The following is a 17,661-nucleotide window of genomic DNA, read 5'->3' on the forward strand; positions in this document are numbered from 1 at the left end:
CAGGAAAATGGGAACGAGCGGGTCTCGCAGGGGGCGTCCTGTCGAAGTTCATCGTTGTCCACCCGGGTCGGCGCATCATCGGGCTGGATTGAGATTCTGGTAAGAGAGTCTTCAAGCTCTGGGGTTACAAGTGACGCCTTTCGCCCAGTATCCGAGGATTCAAGCGTCCGCCAATGATGACCGTCGTAAGCTGCATCTTAAACGAGCATAATCTGCCCCTGGTCTTCATGGCGGCGCTGATCTGCCTCTTTGGCTCGGCAATCACTCTGAGGCTACTGCACCGTGGAGCACTGGCGTCAGGTCGTCAGAGGCTGGGTTGGCAATTCCTTGCGGCGGTCGGTGGCGGCGGCGGAGTGTGGACCACCCACTTCGTCGCCATGTTGGCGTACGAGCCCCCGGCACCCGTGTCGTTCGACCCGGTCTTGACATTGATGTCGCTGGTGATCGCGATGGTTGGTCTTCTTGTCGGATTTGCGGTCAGCGGCATAGGTGCGACGCGGATGTTCCCTCTGCTTGGCGGTGCTGCCGCGGGCCTTTCGTATTCAGCGATGCACTACACCGGAATGTTTGCCTATCATGTGGTCGGGCTAGTCGAATGGCGATTCGACTACATCGTAACTTCGATATTGCTGCCCGTACTTTGCTCGGGCATGGCGGTCGCCTTGACCTCGCGGCCGGGGCTGAAGGCCCAACACTTCTGCTTGGCCGTGGCACTGTTGGTCTCAGGCATTGTGGGCTTGCATTTCACGGCAATGGCGGCCTATCGCGTGACTCCGCTGACTGAGAGTGTCGCTGGGGTCGACAAAGCGGCCGTTCTCGCGCTCGCCTTGGCGATCGCCATCGTCGCTTTGATCATCGTCGGTGCAGGGCTCGCGAGCTATCTGATCGACACGAGTGTCCGAGCCGACTCGCAGGCACAACTCCGACACATGGCAGCCCACGACGCATTGACCGGCCTGCCGAACCGCGCTGCCTTCGAGAAGCACATAGCCAATCTCTTCGATGAAGCCCAGGGAACCGGCCGCAAATTCGCCGTGATCGGCATCGATCTCAACCGCTTCAAGGAAATCAACGACACGCTTGGCCACAGTGCAGGCGATGAAGCGCTTCGCATCCTCTCACGTCGCATGGCCCAATGTCTTCATGAGGGAGAGTTTGTCGCCCGCCTCGGCGGCGATGAATTCGCCGCGGTGATCAGATGCGGCACTCCGAGCGACGTATCTACACTTGGCGGACGTCTTGTCGAGCTTTTCAAGCGACCTGTTCGCCTTGGGGCATGGAGATGCGAGTGGGCGCAAGCATGGGGGCGGCGATGTGGCCAGACGATGCCCAGAACCTCGATGAACTGATCAACAATGCTGACCTCGCCATGTATCACGCCAAGCACGCTTCACTCGACGCATTGTCGTTCTATGACGCGGGACTCGGGGCGGGAGTGCGCAAGCGCCGACAGCTCGCCGAAGCACTGCGGCACGCCCTGGAACATGGCGACTTGGAGGTCCACTACCAGGTTCAGATGTCGCTCTCGACAAGCGAAATCCATGGCTACGAAGCTCTGTTGCGCTGGACTCATCCGCAGCTCGGACCTATTTCGCCGGCCGAATTCATTACCGTTGCGGAGGAGAACGGACTGATCGGACCGCTCGGCGCCTGGGTGCTTCGCCGCGCCTGTGCCGATGCCGCGGCATGGAATTCACCCTGCCGCGTCGCCGTCAACGTTTCAGCAGTCCAATTCATGGATGCTAACTTGCCTCGGCTGGTGCATGAGGTGCTCGTTGAAACCGGTCTTCCTCCGCACCGGCTCGAGCTGGAGCTTACCGAAACCGCGTTGATCAAAGATAAGACACGCTCGCTGCACGTTATTCGCCAGATCAAGGCCCTCGGGGTCGGGTTGGCTCTCGACGACTTCGGGAGCGGCTACTCGTCGTTGGAAACGTTACGGTCGTTCCCGTTTGACAAGATCAAGCTCGACAAAGCCTTTGTCGAGGGGATCGAACAGGATCGGCAGTCCAAGGCCATCGTAAGGGCCGTACTGGCGCTCGGCAAGAGCTTGGACATCCCCGTTCTGGCAGAAGGCATAGAGACCGACGAGCAGATGTCAGTCTTGCGCAGCGAGGGATGCGATGAAGGGCAAGGCTATCTGTTGGGCAGACCCGCGCCGATCGGCGACCTTGCGCCAAAGCGTGAGCCAATGCTACGCAACACTCCGCACGAGAACGTAGCTTGATCATCAAACTGCGCAAAGATGCGATCAGTATGCACCTGTATCATCTGTCTTCCTCCGTACCGCCACCATGGCGCGAAGCAGGCATCACACTTGATGCCGCTCGAGAAGGGCCGCCGTTGCACACCATCAGCTTCGAGTGAACTGGGCCTTGTTGTAATTCGACGGCAAGGACGAAATCAGCCGATCTTTCAGGCTCGAAAGTAGATTTCAGTTGCACGAAACCGCCCGTCCATTCGCTTGCACTGAATGACGACGCCTGGAGTGCACCCCGTTTCACCGGACAGGTCGGCTAGTTTGATTTAGCGATGATGAACTGCCGAGGGGAAGCCATCTTGAGCGCGGAATGGGGATGGATTTCGTTGTAGTCCTCGAGCCATCCATCGATGAGCCGGAGCGCTGTTTCGGCGTCCGGTATGGATGAGATGCGGATGTAATCCCGTTTCAGGGTTTTGACGAAGGCTTCCGACATGCCGTTCGACTGGGGGCTCGCGTCTGTCGCCGACCTCGGCCGGCAGGGTGAATACGACGTGGAAGTAGCCGAGCGGAAGCAGATCGGCCTCCCGTTCGGCAAGCCATGTCCGTGCCGCCGCGCCCTGGCACTTTGGGCAATGCCGATTGCGGCAGGAGTTGTAGGCGATCCGCCACTGGCCGCAGTCCTCGCAGGCCCAGACGTGACCGCCGAGGGCAGCAGTGCGGCAGTTCTCGATCGAGGGACGCAAGGCTCAACCGTCGGGGAAGGCTTCTTCCGGCTTGAACAGGCTGAGTTTGTCGAGCGGACTCGTAGCTGTGCGGACCGTCTTGGTCGCCACCTTGGCGTAGAGGGCGGTGTCGGTTCCACATTGCCATGCGGATCCAGCCTATGCAGCAGATCGCGGACTACATGGTACGGTCCCAATCCGTTCTCTGCGAAACCCTTTGGTCCATCGACAGGGAGATCACAGCCGTGAAATGGCGCCTGTGGCACGGACCTGTTGAGCGCCTTCCGTGATCTCGATGGCTATTGGCACGGCTCAAGCCCTCACAGCAAGAAGGCGTGTTCTCGCTCGCGAGCGAACGCCTATCCAACCACGAGAGCGACGACCGGCGGAATATAGTAAACCGAGGCGGCCCTCAACGCCCCCAGGATTTGGATGAAGTCGCTTTCGTGATCGATGCCTTCGCCCGCCGCGGATCGGGCCTTCTATGGCGATGGCGAATGGGTTTCCTGGTCAGACGTGGAAGAACAGCTCCGTTACCATGAGTGGGGCGCCAAATATCCGAATGCGATCAGATCTTTGATCCCGTATTTTGAAATCTCTTGTCACTGGCAGAAAGCTACCACCTCGAGACAGGTCGTCATCTCGATGTGTACGGAGACATTGGTGAACTCTTTGGCGCCATCACCTACGGAATAAGGCTGAACAAGAACTATGCGCAAGGTGCCGATGGTCGGCTCGGCAACGATCACGTCGAGATCAAAACAATCACGCCGTTCAAGTCCAAAGACGAAGTTTTCGTCAAGGTATCAGGCAACTTCAGCAAGCTGCTCGTCGTGAAGATCAACGCGGACTTTCAAGTCTCATCAAGGATGGTTGCTCGCTCGAGACTTCCCAAAACGGGGAAACCTCTCCTGAGGTAAGGTGGGTGTTTTACCTCAATCCGAATGACGGTTTCGGCCGCTGGCGTGCGCGTCCGGCATCTGAGAATGGGCGGAAGTCAACACTCACGGTCCGTTTAATATGTTCAAGCCTGAAACCGGGCGATAACATTGCCTCGCAAAGAAGCGGACAGTTGGTTCGGATTCTGCGGAATCGGTTTCCATTTACGCCCACGAAAATCAGGTCACGCTCTTTGTCTCCGGCAAGCGCCTCCGTAAGGAAGGTACGCCTCCTTCGAGAGCGATTCGAGCCAGGCATCGCTGCGATCAGACGAAATCTTCAGCTCTCAACGTTCGCCAGTTTGTCATCGTGGTGCGATATCGACGTGTTAGAAATGCGGACCTACTTATGCAGTTGAAACGTAGCGAACTTTACAGCCGGGTATGCAATGCGCCGCTAAGCAAGCTTGCCCCGGAACTCGGTCTCACCGGCACGGCATTGGCCGCCGTGTGCAGGCAACATCAGATCTCGATAAAGCCTCGGAAAGCCATCTCTGTTTCGATCCCGGCGACGGCCGACTGATCACGATCTTCACGGACGAAAGCCGCAAGCCCGATCCGAAACGAAGCCCGGACCGACATCGGCTGCGTCCATCATCTCGCTTTCGCCGTCTCTCAAGCCACCTTTAGGCAAGCGGTACAGCGGCTCGACGAGCGAGGCATACAGCATTCGGGTCCCAAGGATCGCGGCTTCATGGATTCGATCTGTTTCGAGGACCCGCTCGGCCTGCTCAGCGAGCTCGCTTCCTACCGTTTCGACAGTCACGGTGACGTCATGCTTGAGGCCCACAAGATGCGGGTAGCGCGCGGCGACTACAACATCGCCGAAATCCACCTTGCCGATGCGATCGAGAACCTGACCGCACGCAACCGCGGCAGCCTCTCCTCGGACCGCGAACCGAAGAACCCCTAGGCCGTCGCCCTCCAGGACATTTCGCGCAAAATCCATGACCGTGCGCATTTCCTCGGTGACGGCGAGCATCCGGCTAGACACGGTGGCGACTGGCACGACGCACCCTCCTGCTGCGGGGCGCGCATGTCTCCTCGACGAAACCGCCCCTAGCAGAAAGTTCTTGTGCATTTCCCGATTGGCAATCTGCAGAGGCGGCCCTCTCGGCCGAATGCCTTGACAGACGGCAGGAGAGTTATAATGTTTTCGCGTAAACATTATAACTGCGGCAAGCTATAATGTTTTCGCAAACTCATTATAACCGAGGCGAGGCCTGGACGATGAGAGATATCGATCTTGTATTCCGGACGATGTTCGCGGAACTCGCCCAGCAGACGTTGGACGCGCAATGGCAGTCTGACTTTCCGCTCGAGGGCCGCTTTGTCACGGTCCCGGTGAAAGGCAAAGACTATTTCTATTTCGACATCCCTACTCCTGAGGGCAAGGACAAGCGTAGCTATGTTGGCCCCGCAGCTGATCCCGAGATCGCAGCGCGTGTCAGGCGACATCGCGAGATAAAGAACAACATCAAGGAGCGGCGCCGATTGGTGTCCACCCTTCTTCGCTCGGGAGGCATGTCGGCTCCCGATCGGTTCGCCGGCGATGTCACGAAGGCGCTCGCGGATGCGGGGTTCTTCCGTCTGCGTGGCGTCCTCGTTGGTTCGGTTGCCTATGGCTGCTACTCGGGCGTCCTTGGCGTCCGGTTGCCCACGACGGCAATGCAGACTGGCGATGCAGACCTGGCTATGGATTTCGCGATCTCTCAGGAGGTCGATGACAGCCTGCCGCCGATCCTGGGTATCTTGGAGGCTGTCGATCCCTCGTTTCGGGCCGTCCCCCATCAGGCCGACAAGGCGCGTGTGACCGCATTCGTCAACCGGACCAATTACCGGGTCGAATTCCTGACGGGCAACCGGGGGTCGGATGGATACACGGGCAAGCCTTCGCCCATGCCCGCTCTCGGCGGTGCGTCGGCGGAAAACCTCCGGTTCCTCGACTACCTGATCTACGAGCCCGTGCGAACGGTGCTGCTCCATCGGGAAGGCGTGAGCGTGAACGTGCCTGCACCCGAACGGTATGCCGTCCACAAGCTCATCGTGGCTTCAAGGCGGCTCACGGACGCGCTCGGGCGGGCGAAGCGGGACAAGGACGTCTTGCAAGCGGCCACGCTCTTCGAGGCCCTGATCCAAACCCGGCAGGGCGACCTCTTGGCAGACGCATACCAGGAGGCCTGGGATCGGGGGGGCTCGTGGCAGGAAGGCCTTGCGGCAGGCATCGCGCTGATGCCTGATAACGGTAAGGAGGCGCTGGCGGACGCCCTCGGTGTGGAAGTCAACGCTCTTGACAAAGGGTAGCGCTATGACGGCGGTGATCGTGTCATTTTTTCGACACACGCGGCATAGCCGATTTTGGGCAAACTTTACTCCTTTAGGAAGCTTCTAGATGATGATCGACTCGCCGCGCTGTGGAGCCGAGTTGAAGACAAGGAGGAATGGGACAGCCTACGACGAACATTGAAGACCGAGGCGGAACGGCGCGGGCTGAACCAACCGCTTGCCGCACGGTGATACTTTACAGTGCCGCACAATCTTATGGGGCGGCATTATTTCTGACCTGCCTCTGCGAATTCGCTCCAGAATGGATTAGAGTCCGGCCTGCAATTGAACCGCCCCAGGTTTCTGGACCAGCGGAGGCTGGAGTTTTCCGGCTTCATTCAGGGGGCGGGCTGGTTGCGCCTCCGGAACAACTGGCTGACGTGAATCCCGGCCGAGCGCGCCACATCCGAGATAACCGCTTCCGGCTCAAAGGTCGCAGCGACCAGCCGTTCTTTATCTTCCAGGGACCAGCGCCGCCGACGCCCGATCGACGTGATCACCTCAATATGCTGCTTCGTCATAGGACTACCCCTAGTGCTACCACTAGGACTTCCAATGTTCGGCTTCACATCACAAGACGGCCGTGACCGTGGGGATACCCCGCAAGTCCGATCTTGCAGCTGCACTTGCGGACAGCTCTTTTAGCGGGTGTAGCCAGCGAGCCGGGCAGGAAAATGCTCTCCATGCTGCGTGGCCATATGATGGGTGAGAATAAAGCCCGCTTCGACAACGCATAGAAGAGATGGTGGACTGCGGGCGCCAGTCGCGGAGATCCTCGTAGTTACTTTTCATTTGAGATTCGCAGCCCCGCGGAATCTCAAATTAAATGCCACCAAGAAAGAAACGGGGAGTGGGAAAAAGGTGGGGGTAAGAAATTTCGGGTAGGCAGGTGCCTTTGCTGAAGGGGCATTCGTTGGCGTCGTAATTAAGGATGATCATCTCAGTCGAGCTTGTTGGCATTGACGGCGTGTCGCAGCGTTGCGAAATTGCCATGCAAAGCGGTCAAAGTGAAATGTGGTAATGCAGGAAGATAGGAACACAGTGGCGGCCTGCCACAAAGGTCAAGCTGCTGGCGAAATAGAAGAGAGCGGCGTTATCGAGGAAACTTATCAACCGGATGTGATTTCGTTTAGAGTTGTGGATGTTTTTCGTCGGTAACTATGCGGTGAAGCCTTAACATCATTCACGCTGACCTCCTTGCGGGTCACGGCCAGAGCTCCGCCATCTATTATTCACTTCTAGGTCATTCTGGAACAGTAATAAACAGGGAGGCTCAGATACATGTCACTACCTCATTCGCAGGAAGCCCCGCCGCTAGCCGGGAAAGATTTGCTCGACCTTTATATAAACCAACAACAAGGTGCGGAGCAAAGCCTCTTGGTCGAGCGCGAGATCGTAATAAAAAACTATGCTGCCTTTGGCGCCATAATGCTCCTCCCGGCAACGGGCCTGTTTGCTAGGCCCTGTTGACAAAGTGTTGCTGCCGATGCGATTCGTGGCCTCAGGGGGACGTCATGGCGACACTTAGGATTTATGATCTCAAACAGAATTTCCTCGCGATTGATCTCAGAGACTTACTGCGGCTTTTGGCACCTTGGTCTTTGCAGGCAAATTGGATTGTTTCGACCGTCAAGTCGTCCAAACCTGGGCACGAATGGTTTGAGGCGACAGGTGAAGGTGGCGAGCAATTGGAGGCATTGGCTCAAGACAATGCCCGGCTCTCGGGCTCTGATCTAGCTGCCTTGGCGGAGAATACGCGGCAGGTTATCTGGGGCGAGTTCGTAGGCTCTGGACCCACGCAGTCAGACAAGACGTGGGTTATAATCCGAGCCGTCGACAGCACGTTCTACGAGATCGATACGGACGACAAGGCGGTGCTGAGTAAGATTAGCTCGACCTACAAAGACGTCCGAACTGGTGAGGCTCCGATCACCTCATGGCTTGTGGCCCGTCCCGATGAATGATGATAGCCAGACGCGAACGGCAGCCAGAGCAAGGAACGCAGCGAACGACCTTTCCGTTTTATCATAGCGGGTGGCTACGCGCCGGAACTGCTTGAGCTTATTGAACAGGCGCTCGATACGGTTTCGATCTTTATAGACCCGAAAGTCGCAAGCGGGCGGGGCTTTCCGGTTTGCCTTCGGCGGTATTACTGGTCTGATCCCGTGGGTCAGCAGTTCCTCGCGCAGGAAGTCGCTGTCATAGCCCTTGTCAGCGAGAAACAATCTCGGTTTGCAAACCGGCATTGCCAGCAAGCCCGGAATGGCATTGTAGTCCGACACCTCGCCACCCGTCAGGATGAAGCCGAGAGGACGTCCTTGACCGTCTGCGCGGGCGTGGATTTTTGTCGTAAAGCCGCCGCGTGATCGACCAAAAGCCTCCTTATAAGTCCCCCTTTAGCGCCCGCAGCCTGAGAATCGCCCCGAACCGTGGTGCTGTCGATCATGTGCTGCCAATCGTCGGTCAGTCCCAACTCGACAAGTGTTTCAAGAAGTGTATCCCACACGCCTTGTTCTGCCCAGCGACGGAAGCGCACATAGATGGAATTCCACTTGCCGTAGCGCTCGTGCATGTCGCGCCAAGGGCAGCCGATCCGCAGAACATGGAGCATTCCGTTGAGATATCGCCGGTTGTCATGCGAGGGACGAGATTTCCTCCCGCGCTCGGTAGGCAGCAGCCCTTCAATGATCCTCCATTCCAAATCCGTCAGATCGCCACGAGCCAAAGCCGCCTCCTAAAAGACAGTCTTGAATCATGCTCCGAGTGATTTGGGAATCCACTTTGTCAACAGGACCTAAAACTTTGCCCTTTTGGTTGGTTTTGTCAGGATGTGGTACGACTATCTTCTTCATCTCAATGGCGGCGCGTCTCATGGCAATCTATTATTCCCGATACTCGACAGCGCTATTCAGGGAAGCGCGCATTTCCCGCAACGCGGTCCTGCGTGGACGGAACTCGCATTACGTGAAAAAAAAAGAGGAAGAAGAGGTGTCACGGGTTTGCATCTTAACGCCACGCAGATGAACTGGCGCGATTTTCTCGTCGACGATGGCGCGTTAGCCTTAATTAACACCCTACCCGGACTGGTTGGCCTCGCGTTGATTTGTTTAGCGTTGAGCATGCAAGCATTTGGCACCGAGATTACCGCGATGAAGTAGCTTTTGAAGCTGCCAAACACGCCCTTGCAAGCAAATTGAGTGGACGCCAACGGCGGAATTGGTCACGTGAGGAGAAGCGTGGATACTTTGAACAGAATGCAGAACCCGAATGTGACGATCATCTCTCGGTTGTTGCACGGTATCCATCCAAGCAAGGCCGCGGGATGTCGGCTGAGATGTTGATGAGGACAACCGGTGAGCCAGTCGAAACGGCGCTGAAGGGGTAGTGCCTTCAACGAGACACTGCTCGTCACATCCGAAGAAATTCCTCGGCCGCGTGTGCCGCGTTCTGGACATGACTCCGCGTCGCGTACTGCGGGTAATCAATAGTTTACCAGGTGGCCATGACCAGCCTAACGCAAGATACAGGCTCCAGGAATGTCTGACATGTGGAGCTCGGGCATCGCTCTTTCATCGCTGAGTTCCGCGAAGGCCATGCCGCGTCGCAACTTGAACTGCCTCTATGAATTTCGCGCGGCCGAAGCCTTCTGCGACGGGGCCGGCAGCGGACTGACGGTTCTTGGGCTGAGGTGTCTTTTCAATAAAGAGGCTTTTTTGGTGTGGGGCAACCGTTGGGTTCGCGGGCGGTTGAGAAGGACCAATGGCACTAAACCGCACCGCCCGTCGCCACCCAATAATGTCCATTAAGCTTGTCTTATCGTTCATATTTGGCCGATCATGGATTCCCCTTTCTGACCAATGGTTTGATCATTACGATGCACTCTTGGCTAATTGGATATACGGGATTTTAAGCCTTCCCAGTCAAACTATCCCACAACTGTCCTTGCGGCCTGCCTCCTTCGCAGCAGAAAATCCAAGCGCCGCGAGCGTGATGAAATGGCGGCGACAGCTATCAGGAATGGGGAATCCTCCACTATGGCGACGAAACCCAAACTTCTGGCGCTCGAATCCTTGCGGGGTTTCGCCGCCATCGCCGTCGCCCTCCATCACTTCCGTTATGGCAGCCTGCTGAGTGAAAACACCTTCATCCGGCACAGCTACCTTATGGTCGACTTCTTTTTCGTACTCAGCGGCTTCGTGATCGCTCTCAGCTACGCAAACAGATTAGCCAGCCCCGCAGATCTCGCGAGCTTTCAGCGCCGGCGATTCTGGCGCCTCTATCCGCTTCATTTGTTCACGTTGCTCGCCTTCCTCGGGATCGAGTGTCTCAAATACATCTTTGAACAAAAGACGGGCATCGCTTCTAACAGTCCTGCCTTTGTCGTTTCCGATTCAAGCGCATTTCTTGCCAATGTATTTCTGCTGCAGGGCGTGGTTCTGGCCCACCCCGGGTTCAATATCCCGAGCTGGTCCATCTCCGTCGAGTTCTGGACCTATCTGATCTTCGCATTGACGATGGGACTGTTGCGGCTACGCATGCGGTGGTGCCTTGTTCTGGCTGCCCTGGCTGCCATCTTCTTGCTAAGCCTTGAAGGCGGGCGGCTCCAAACCGATCCAATGTTTGCGATCATCCGCTGCATATATTCCTTCTTTCTCGGCGCATGGGCTGCTTCGCTTCAAGCCCGCTTTTCCAGAAATGCGCCGGCGGCGATAACGGCAGCCGCCCTGGCACTCATCGTGTTGGCTACTTCGGGCCTTGGCGGAAGCCGAGCGGAAATCCTTCTACCACCGCTCTTTGCCGTAGCAGTCGTGGCCGTCGCCAACTTGCGGGGGGATACAGCGTTGCGCCGCTTTCTCGAATGGCCGTTCTTCGTCTGGTTGGGCACCATTAGTTACAGCGTCTACCTGACTCATTCGATCATCGGTTGGGTAGTCACACAGGTTCTGCGCTTTGGCATGACGCTACCGACCGTAGTGGCCGCGAATGGTGATACGATGCTGGCACTCGATCAGAGCTTGGGTACGCTGTCGACGCTCGTTGCGGTGGCCGCGGTGCTGGCTGTCTCGCATCTGACCTTCCATTTGATAGAAACCCCTTTTCGGTCAGGCTGGCCTTTCGGGGCGATTGGCCGCCTGAGGGTATTTCGGGCACGAGGTTAACCCGATCGCAATTTCGCTTCAAAACATTGGGGCTGAAATCGCCCGGTGCGCGGAGCCGTGCAGACGACGTTAGGCCATTGGGGCTCCGGCCAGAAAGGCGTCATTCCTTGAAAACAAGTCGTCACCCGCGGGTGAGCACGCGTGTTCGAGGTGATGAGCCCCCGAGCACGATCAAAGGTGCTAAATCGTGATCTAGGTCTCAAACCGCCGTACAGCATGTCAATGTACCCGAAGCTTCAAACAAGACGCCTTCCCCATTTGTCCTTCTTTCCCATGGGTGTGGCGGCAGTTGGAGAAATCTAAGCTGGCTCGCGGTCGCACTTGTGCAGGAGGGCTATATCGTCGCGGCACCTGATCATCCCGGCACCACCGCTTTCAAAAAAATCCCGCTGAAAGCCAGGAGCTATGGGAGCGGCCGCGTGATCTGACCCGCATGATTGACGCGTTGGCTGCGGAGGGTTTCCCCTTCGCAACGATTGATCGCCCGCGAATCGCATCGATCGGCCATCGCTCGGAGGACGGACCGTTGCCGCATTGGCTGGCGGGCGGTTCGACACCGAACAGTTTTTGGCCGATTGCCAAGCGCACCCGAATCCTTTCACTTGCGGACTTGCGCAAGACCGCGCATTTCAATGGACAACAAAGCGATCCTTGAAGACTCGCTGACCGATCACCGTATTGGCGCCTTTGTCACTCTCGATATCGGGTTGGCGCGCGGCTTTACACCGGAAAGCTTACGATCCGTGCGCAAGCCATTTCTCATCATCGGCGCCGGGACGGACAGCAGCAGCCTGCCAACGCGGCTTGAATCGGGTTACCTGGCGCAATATCTGCCTGACGACACTGCGCAATTCGTCGAGATCGGAGATGCGATGCACTTCAGCTTCATCCAGGAGTGCAAGCCGGATGCCGAGAAAATCCTTGCGCAAGAGTCACCGAATGATGTCGTCATCTGCAAGGACGGCGGGACGACAAGCCGGGCTTCCATCCACCGGCAAGTCGCCGATTTGAGTCGCGCTTTGGCCCCGTTACAAACTCAGAAAGAATACCCCGCCGGGCGTCCTCTGGCTCTGGAAGGGGAGCCTGCGGCACTCGCGCGATATTCGAGCGGGCTACACCTGGTCTAGCGTGGCATCTCTTTGAAAGGGCAAACATCGTCTTCGAAGGGTACGTGCCGTCGCCGAAACTGTGTGCCCTCCACGATCTCCGGCTTGTTGATCCTGTCCATGCGGAAGTGGCGGAAAGCTTCACGGCCGGAGTCCCAAGCCACGAGATACCAAAGTGGCGGCAGGATCAGCATTGCCTGTGGTTCGACTTCGCGGACGGTTTCCACTCCTTTGGCGTCACGGTACCGGAACCGCAGATGTAGCCGCTGGAGAAATGCCGCCTCGAAGGCAGGCAGCAGTTCGGGGTCGATTGCACCCAGGTTTGATATATCCTGTTTGGGCGACAACTGTCCGACATACAGACAGTCGAGAAGCCGGCGCAGGTCTCGCACCTTGTCGGCGGGCAATGTCTTTTCGATCTTGGCAAGCCCCGCATCGGCGAGAGCGGAGAAGGGAAGGGATCGGGCCGCGCGCATTGCCGCAACGCTGATGATGAGTGCAAACACTTCCGTCACGGAGAGCCGAGTAGTGGTTTGCACCGATTCAGGATCGAGTTGAAGCCCGCCGCCCGGGCCGGATTCGGAATGGATGACGAAGCCTTGGTCACGCAACGCTCCGATGTCGCGCAGCACCGTTCGCCTAGAAGCGCCAATTTCCTCCGCCAAATCGTTGACCGTTAAGGTTCCGTTGCGCCGGAGGATGCGCACTATGGCGTCATGTCTGAGGCGGATGTTCATTTGCGGACCCTAGCACAATCGGTGCCAAATTATGGCACCGATTTACTCTAGGCGGGTCGTGGCAACTCAGCAAGGAGACTGAACATGACATCCCAAAGCCAGACACCCGCCCCCACGGTAACGCCGGTCAGCGTCAACCCTTCCCACCTGCATGACCCGACGCCGAATGGCTACAGCACAGTGACCATCGCCCCTGCTTCCGGTCGGTTGGCTTTTATCTCAGGGCAAGGCGGACAGGACCAGACCGGCGCACTCTCGTCCGATTTCTGCGAGCAGGTAAAGCAAGCCTACGCGAACCTCGCCGGCGTGATCGACGCGCTCGGCGCTCGCCCGGACCGGGTCGTGAAACTGACAGTTTTCGTGGTCGACCACGATATGTCGAAGTTGGGTGTGCTGACCGAGAACGTGAAGCGGATGTTCGGCGCCAAGCTGCCTGCGCAGACGCTGGTTCCGGTGCCAAAGCTCGCCATTGATCCCATGCTTTTCGAGGTTGAGGCAGTGGTTCTCTTGGATTGAGTGCTCGACCGAAGCACCAACAGGACGGTGCGCGCACTTAGCGCGACACCCCGGTTTGCGTCATCGGCGCACCTGGGTGTGACTGCATGCGTGGTGTTCGAATTTCATCGCGAGAGGTCTGTAGCGGGGATCGACGCCTATTCGCGGAAGGCGCTTTCCCGCGTCTGGAGGCGGTGCGCTTTTCCTGGGTAGATCACGACGATGATGCATCGTTTTCCTGATACCGGCGATTTCGGTCAGCGTATTCAGGAACCCGAACCGGTCTGCCTCGTGCAATCACGCGCCGCCTCCACCGCTCTTGCGAAAACTATTCGGGCTTCCCTACTGAATGGCAGCCTCCTCAGCCAATCAGGCCGAGCTTTCGCATCCGGTACTCCAGCTTGGCACGGGTCAGTCCGAGGCCGCGTGCGGCAGCCGAAACATTGCCACCGGCGAGGCGCAGGGCGTTTTGATAGAGGGCGCTCTCGGCGGTGGCAAGATCCGCTGATGAGGAAATCTGCGCAGGGATCGACGCGGCATCGGTGGACTTCGGAAGGGGGGCCTTGACCGTGATTCTTCCCTCCGGGCTGAGCCACTGCGGCAAGACGGGTGAGACCTCGCCGGCGGTAAAAAGATGCTGGATGTCGATTTGGCCACCGGGCTCGGCAAAAATGACGCCTCGCTCGATCAGGTTCTGCAGTTCGCGGATGTTGCCGGGAAAGTCATAGGCAAGGAGGGCGTCCATCGCCCGGCGGGACAGACCGACGGTATCCCTGCGGTGGCGCTCGCGAAACAGGCGGAGGAAGTGATCGACGAGCAGGGGGATATCGTCGCGCCGCTCCCTCAGGGGTGGAATGACGATCGGGAAAACACAGAGACGGAAATAAAGGTCCTGACGGAAGCGGCCGGCGCGAACCTCCTCGGCGAGGTCGACATTGGATGCGGCGATCACGCGCACGTCGGCGGGGATGGTGCGGGTGCCGCCCACCCTTTCGATCTGGCGCTCCTGAATCGCGCGCAGGAGCTTGCCCTGGGCGGCATAGGCCAGGGAGGCGATTTCGTCGAGAAAGATCGTGCCGCCGGCAGCTCGCTCGAAATAGCCCGGGCGGGAAGCGACTGCCCCGGTGAATGCCCCCTTCTCAACTCCAAAGAGCTCCGATTCTACCAACCCCTCCGGTATCGCGGCACAATTGATGGGCACGAAGGGCCTATTGACGCGGGCGCTGAGGCGATGAAGCTGTTGCGAGAAGAGTTCCTTGCCAACACCGGATTCGCCGATCAGCAGCACGGTCGCTTCGGTGTCGGCAACTTTTTCCACCATCAGCCTGGCGCGCAGGAAACTGGCTGAGACGCCGACGACCTGATCTCTAACGGCCAATGGCTCTTCCGGTCCCCTCCCGGATAGCTCGACCGCCGGCAGCGGCGCCTCGGCCTTTCCTCGCAGGGGACGGCGCGTCCGTTTCCATTCGAGCCCGAGATAGGCCCGCTCCGGCGCATTCTCGCCCCACTCTTCGGCATTTTTTCCGACCACCAGGCAGCGCGGCGCGCCCATTGCGACGCATTCGGTCTCCCGGAAAATGACCGGCCGGCCGAACAATGTGCTGGTGTAGCCGGTCGGATAGCCCGACTGCATCCAGCACACCGGTTCGCTCGCGAGACCGTGATGGGCGATGTGCTCGGCGGCTTCAGAGGAATCGTCCCAGTAGAATTCGCCGTAATATCTTCCCTTGACGCTGTCGAATTCGAAGTGCCTGGTGGTGACCTTGACGAAACCCTCGAGCGTATGAACGCGCGGTCCGGCCGCCAGTGCATGCGTGAGATCCTGTTGCGGGAAACGCTTCTGGATGAGTTCGGCGTCGCGCACGCCCTGCATATAGCCGACCCGCATGAAGATACCCTTGGCCGTCTCCACACCGAAAGCCTCGATGATCTCCTGCCTAAGCCGCCCGAGCACCTGGGACTGCATCAGCACCATGCGCTGGTCGTTGAGCCAGATCCGGCCATCGCCGAGGGCGAAATTCAACGCCTCGGCAAGCTCGACCAGCGTGGGCGAGGCACCGGTGTCGAGCTCGCTGAAGGTGCCTTTAGAGAGCATCCTGCCGGTCGCCCTTGATGCGTCGGCTAGAGAAATGAGCTGAGATGGAGTTTCGCTCTTCGGCATCGGCGGTCTTTCATGAAATGCTGAAATTTATAAAACATTCCATGATTTGCTGAATAGGCGCAAGGTCGAGCAGTGCCGGTTTCATATCTCCGACAAAATGCGAGAAGACAAATCCTTTCAGCGACATCACCGACGAGATGGCCGCCTTTAGCAACCAGAACTGCAAACTGGTACGCGCCTTGCAAAGCTACTGGCAGGCCGCTGGAGGAAAATGCGGCCCGGAGCATTGCACTGGCGGCATACCGGAACCGTGGCGGATCACCCTCGCCGCAGGAAGGCGAAGCCATGCCTTGCTCCACCAACTGAGGACCGAGGAGGCCTTCGATGAACACGCATAACCAGAACTTTCTCGACGCGGAACGCTGGACGGGCCGCGCCTTCATATCCGATTGGGAGCCGACAGGCGGCGGCACGATCGAAGTGACCGATCCCGCCAACGGCACCGTGCTCGCCTCAGTCGCCTTTGGCGGCCCGGAGGACATCGCCTGGGCGGCGGCCGGAGCCCGGGCTGCCCAGAAGAGCTGGGCAAAGACGCTGCCGGCCGAGCGCGCCAGGATCTTCAACAAAGCGGCCGAGCTGCTCGAGGAAAACGGCGACGAACTCGCCCAATGGATTATGAAGGAATCCGGCTCCATCCGGGCGAAGGCGATGATCGAGATCGAACACGGCGCGCTCTTCATCCGCCACGCGGCAACACTCGCCACGGCGCCGACCGGCATGTTCCTGCCAAGCATGGACGGCCGTACCAACTATGCGCGTCGCGTGCCGCACGGCGTCGTCGGCGTGATCTCGCCCTTCAACTTTCCGCTGGTGCTCTCGGTGCGTTCGATCGCGGCGGCGCTGGCGCTCGGCAACGCGGTCGTCCACAAGCCCGATCCGCGCACGCCGATCTCCGGCGGAATCATCATCGCGCGCATCTTCGAGGAGGCCGGCTTGCCCAAAGGCGTTCTCAATATTGTTCCTGGCGGCGCCGATGCCGGCGAGGCCCTGTGCAGCGACCCGAATGTGGCGATGATTTCGTTTACCGGCTCCGCCCGTGGCGGTGCCCGGGTCGGCGAAGTCTGCGGCCGTCACCTGAAGCGCGTCCAGCTCGAACTCGGCGGCAAGAATGCGCTAATCGTCCTCGACGATGCCGATCTCGACATCGCTGCATCGAATGCCGCCTGGGGCGCCTTCCTGCACCAGGGCCAGATCTGCATGGCCACCGGTCTGATCCTTGTCGACGAGAAGATCGAGCAGGCGCTCACGGCTCGCCTGGTGGCGAAGGCCCAGCGTTTACCGGCGGGCGATCCTTCGACCGACAGGGTCGCACTCGGCCCGATCATCTCCGATTCCCAGGTCGCGAGCATCCAGAAGATCGTCGACGAGGCCGTCGCCCAGGGAGCCCGACTGCTCGCCGGCGGCACGCATGACGGCCGCTGCTATGCGGCGACCGTTCTTGCCGGCGTCAGGCCGGGCATGCTCGCCTTCGAAGAGGAAATCTTCGGTCCCGTTGCCTGCATCGCCTCGTTCAAAACGGACGAGGAGGCGATAGAGCTCGCCAACCGCTCCGAATACGGCCTGGCCGCGGGCGTGATCTCTGCCAATCTGGGCCGTGCCATCACCGTCGGCGACCAGCTCAACGTCGGTCAGTTGCACATCAATGATCAGACAGTGAACGGCGGACCCTACGCGCCCTTCGGCGGCCGCGGCAAGTCGGGCAACGGCACGCGCGTCGGCGGCCCGGCCGACATCGAGGAATTTACCCAGTGGCAATGGGTGTCGGTGAAGGACGCCGCAACACCCTATCCGTTCTGATTCAACGCTGAACCAAGC

Annotated in this window: 13 protein-coding genes and 5 pseudogenes; 12 read left to right on the plus strand and 6 right to left on the minus strand. The window is 58.8% G+C overall.

Features of this window, described 5'->3' with window-relative positions:
• Positions 1 to 404 precede the first annotated feature (404 nt).
• Both JNB71_RS24745 and JNB71_RS15745 read left to right on the plus strand, forming a co-directional pair.
• Positions 405 to 2,224 (plus strand): annotated as a pseudogene (locus tag JNB71_RS24745) (diguanylate cyclase domain-containing protein); the annotation flags it as partial.
• Entirely contained in the window at positions 2,224 to 2,367 is a 144-nt protein-coding gene (locus JNB71_RS15745) for a hypothetical protein (RefSeq protein WP_220372728.1), read from the plus strand. The pseudogene JNB71_RS24745 and the gene JNB71_RS15745, both read left to right, overlap by 1 nt.
• A 149-nt stretch (positions 2,368 to 2,516) precedes the next feature.
• On the opposite strand, the pseudogene JNB71_RS15750 reads toward JNB71_RS15745, so the two are convergent.
• Together JNB71_RS15750 and JNB71_RS15755 are read right to left on the minus strand one after the other, a co-directional pair.
• A pseudogene (locus JNB71_RS15750) lies at positions 2,517 to 2,714 on the minus strand (integrase core domain-containing protein); the annotation flags it as partial.
• Between the two features lie 13 nt (positions 2,715 to 2,727).
• Positions 2,728 to 2,937: pseudogene (locus JNB71_RS15755) on the minus strand (transposase zinc-binding domain-containing protein); the annotation flags it as partial.
• 587 nt (positions 2,938 to 3,524) lie between these two features.
• Between JNB71_RS15755 and JNB71_RS15760 the strand changes: the two are divergent.
• From JNB71_RS15760 to JNB71_RS15770, 3 genes and pseudogenes are all read left to right on the plus strand, one after another.
• Positions 3,525 to 3,845, plus strand: coding sequence for a hypothetical protein (locus JNB71_RS15760; RefSeq protein ID WP_223215867.1), 321 nt, complete (start codon positions 3,525 to 3,527; stop codon positions 3,843 to 3,845).
• Positions 3,846 to 4,328: 483 nt separating this feature from the next.
• A pseudogene (locus JNB71_RS15765) lies at positions 4,329 to 4,776 on the plus strand (VOC family protein); the annotation flags it as partial.
• Positions 4,777 to 5,093: 317 nt separating this feature from the next.
• Entirely contained in the window at positions 5,094 to 6,167 is a 1,074-nt protein-coding gene (locus tag JNB71_RS15770) for a nucleotidyltransferase family protein (protein WP_220372729.1), read from the plus strand.
• Positions 6,168 to 6,526: 359 nt separating this feature from the next.
• On the opposite strand, the gene JNB71_RS15775 is transcribed toward JNB71_RS15770, so the two are convergent.
• A complete protein-coding gene (locus JNB71_RS15775; protein ID WP_220372730.1) occupies positions 6,527 to 6,709 on the minus strand; it encodes a transposase in 183 nt (60 codons plus the stop codon).
• A 993-nt stretch (positions 6,710 to 7,702) separates the two neighbouring features.
• Between JNB71_RS15775 and JNB71_RS15780 the strand changes: the two genes are divergently transcribed.
• Complete coding sequence (locus JNB71_RS15780; RefSeq protein WP_220372731.1) at positions 7,703 to 8,152, plus strand: hypothetical protein; 450 nt, start codon at positions 7,703 to 7,705, stop codon at positions 8,150 to 8,152.
• Here JNB71_RS15780 and JNB71_RS15785 read toward each other — a convergent pair.
• Positions 8,123 to 8,913, minus strand: a protein-coding gene (locus JNB71_RS15785; protein WP_223215868.1) for an IS5 family transposase whose coding sequence is annotated in 2 segments (ribosomal slippage) — positions 8,123 to 8,583 and positions 8,583 to 8,913 — 792 coding nt in all. Because the reading frame shifts where the segments join, the coding sequence is not laid out codon by codon here. The genes JNB71_RS15780 and JNB71_RS15785 overlap by 30 nt on opposite strands.
• A 103-nt stretch (positions 8,914 to 9,016) precedes the next feature.
• Between JNB71_RS15785 and JNB71_RS15790 the strand changes: the two genes are divergently transcribed.
• From JNB71_RS15790 to JNB71_RS15800, 3 genes are all read left to right on the plus strand, one after another.
• The gene (locus JNB71_RS15790; protein WP_220372732.1) at positions 9,017 to 9,346 is read left to right on the plus strand and encodes a hypothetical protein; all 330 of its coding nucleotides are present in this window, start codon (positions 9,017 to 9,019) and stop codon (positions 9,344 to 9,346) included.
• A gap of 876 nt (positions 9,347 to 10,222) precedes the next feature.
• Entirely contained in the window at positions 10,223 to 11,347 is a 1,125-nt protein-coding gene (locus tag JNB71_RS15795) for an acyltransferase family protein (protein WP_220372733.1), read from the plus strand.
• Between the two features lie 632 nt (positions 11,348 to 11,979).
• On the plus strand, positions 11,980 to 12,474 hold the full coding sequence (locus JNB71_RS15800) for an alpha/beta hydrolase family protein (RefSeq protein WP_220372734.1): 495 nt from the start codon (positions 11,980 to 11,982) through the stop codon (positions 12,472 to 12,474).
• Here the strand turns inward: JNB71_RS15800 and JNB71_RS15805 are convergent.
• Positions 12,471 to 13,190: a helix-turn-helix transcriptional regulator gene (locus JNB71_RS15805; RefSeq protein ID WP_220372735.1), complete on the minus strand. Its 720-nt coding sequence runs from the start codon at positions 13,188 to 13,190 to the stop codon at positions 12,471 to 12,473. The two genes, JNB71_RS15800 and JNB71_RS15805, sit on opposite strands and share 4 nt — an antisense overlap.
• A gap of 84 nt (positions 13,191 to 13,274) precedes the next feature.
• Here JNB71_RS15805 and JNB71_RS15810 point away from each other — a divergent pair, with 84 nt between their 5' ends.
• Both JNB71_RS15810 and JNB71_RS24485 read left to right on the plus strand, forming a co-directional pair.
• The gene (locus JNB71_RS15810) at positions 13,275 to 13,706 is read left to right on the plus strand and encodes a RidA family protein (protein WP_220372736.1); all 432 of its coding nucleotides are present in this window, start codon (positions 13,275 to 13,277) and stop codon (positions 13,704 to 13,706) included.
• Positions 13,707 to 13,799: 93 nt separating this feature from the next.
• Positions 13,800 to 14,029, plus strand: a pseudogene (locus JNB71_RS24485) (4-hydroxybenzoate 3-monooxygenase); the annotation flags it as partial.
• 17 nt (positions 14,030 to 14,046) lie between these two features.
• Here the strand turns inward: JNB71_RS24485 and JNB71_RS15815 are convergent.
• Complete coding sequence (locus JNB71_RS15815; RefSeq protein ID WP_223215869.1) at positions 14,047 to 15,780, minus strand: sigma-54-dependent Fis family transcriptional regulator; 1,734 nt, start codon at positions 15,778 to 15,780, stop codon at positions 14,047 to 14,049.
• Between the two features lie 390 nt (positions 15,781 to 16,170).
• On the opposite strand from JNB71_RS15815, the gene JNB71_RS15820 reads away from it, so the two are divergent.
• Positions 16,171 to 17,643 carry a benzaldehyde dehydrogenase gene (locus tag JNB71_RS15820; RefSeq protein WP_220372738.1) on the plus strand — a complete coding sequence of 491 codons (1,473 nt, stop codon included), beginning with the start codon at positions 16,171 to 16,173 and terminating at the stop codon, positions 17,641 to 17,643.
• Positions 17,644 to 17,661 lie beyond the last annotated feature (18 nt).

The sequence above is a fragment of the Rhizobium herbae genome, assembly GCF_019511375.1.
GTDB classification, from domain to species: domain Bacteria; phylum Pseudomonadota; class Alphaproteobacteria; order Rhizobiales; family Rhizobiaceae; genus Pararhizobium; species Pararhizobium herbae_A.

Coding starts and splice junctions, on each gene's coding strand:
- JNB71_RS15810 (WP_220372736.1), top strand. CDS start 13,275: ATGACATCCCAAAGCCAGACACCCGCCCCCACGGTAACGCCGGTCAGC.
- JNB71_RS15820 (WP_220372738.1), top strand. CDS start 16,171: ATGAACACGCATAACCAGAACTTTCTCGACGCGGAACGCTGGACGGGC.
- JNB71_RS15815 (WP_223215869.1), bottom strand. CDS start 15,780: ATGCTCTCTAAAGGCACCTTCAGCGAGCTCGACACCGGTGCCTCGCCC.
- JNB71_RS15805 (WP_220372735.1), bottom strand. CDS start 13,190: ATGAACATCCGCCTCAGACATGACGCCATAGTGCGCATCCTCCGGCGC.
- JNB71_RS15770 (WP_220372729.1), top strand. CDS start 5,094: ATGAGAGATATCGATCTTGTATTCCGGACGATGTTCGCGGAACTCGCC.
- JNB71_RS15775 (WP_220372730.1), bottom strand. CDS start 6,709: ATGACGAAGCAGCATATTGAGGTGATCACGTCGATCGGGCGTCGGCGG.
- JNB71_RS15795 (WP_220372733.1), top strand. CDS start 10,223: ATGGCGACGAAACCCAAACTTCTGGCGCTCGAATCCTTGCGGGGTTTC.
- JNB71_RS15780 (WP_220372731.1), top strand. CDS start 7,703: ATGGCGACACTTAGGATTTATGATCTCAAACAGAATTTCCTCGCGATT.
- JNB71_RS15790 (WP_220372732.1), top strand. CDS start 9,017: ATGTGGTACGACTATCTTCTTCATCTCAATGGCGGCGCGTCTCATGGC.
- JNB71_RS15800 (WP_220372734.1), top strand. CDS start 11,980: ATGGACAACAAAGCGATCCTTGAAGACTCGCTGACCGATCACCGTATT.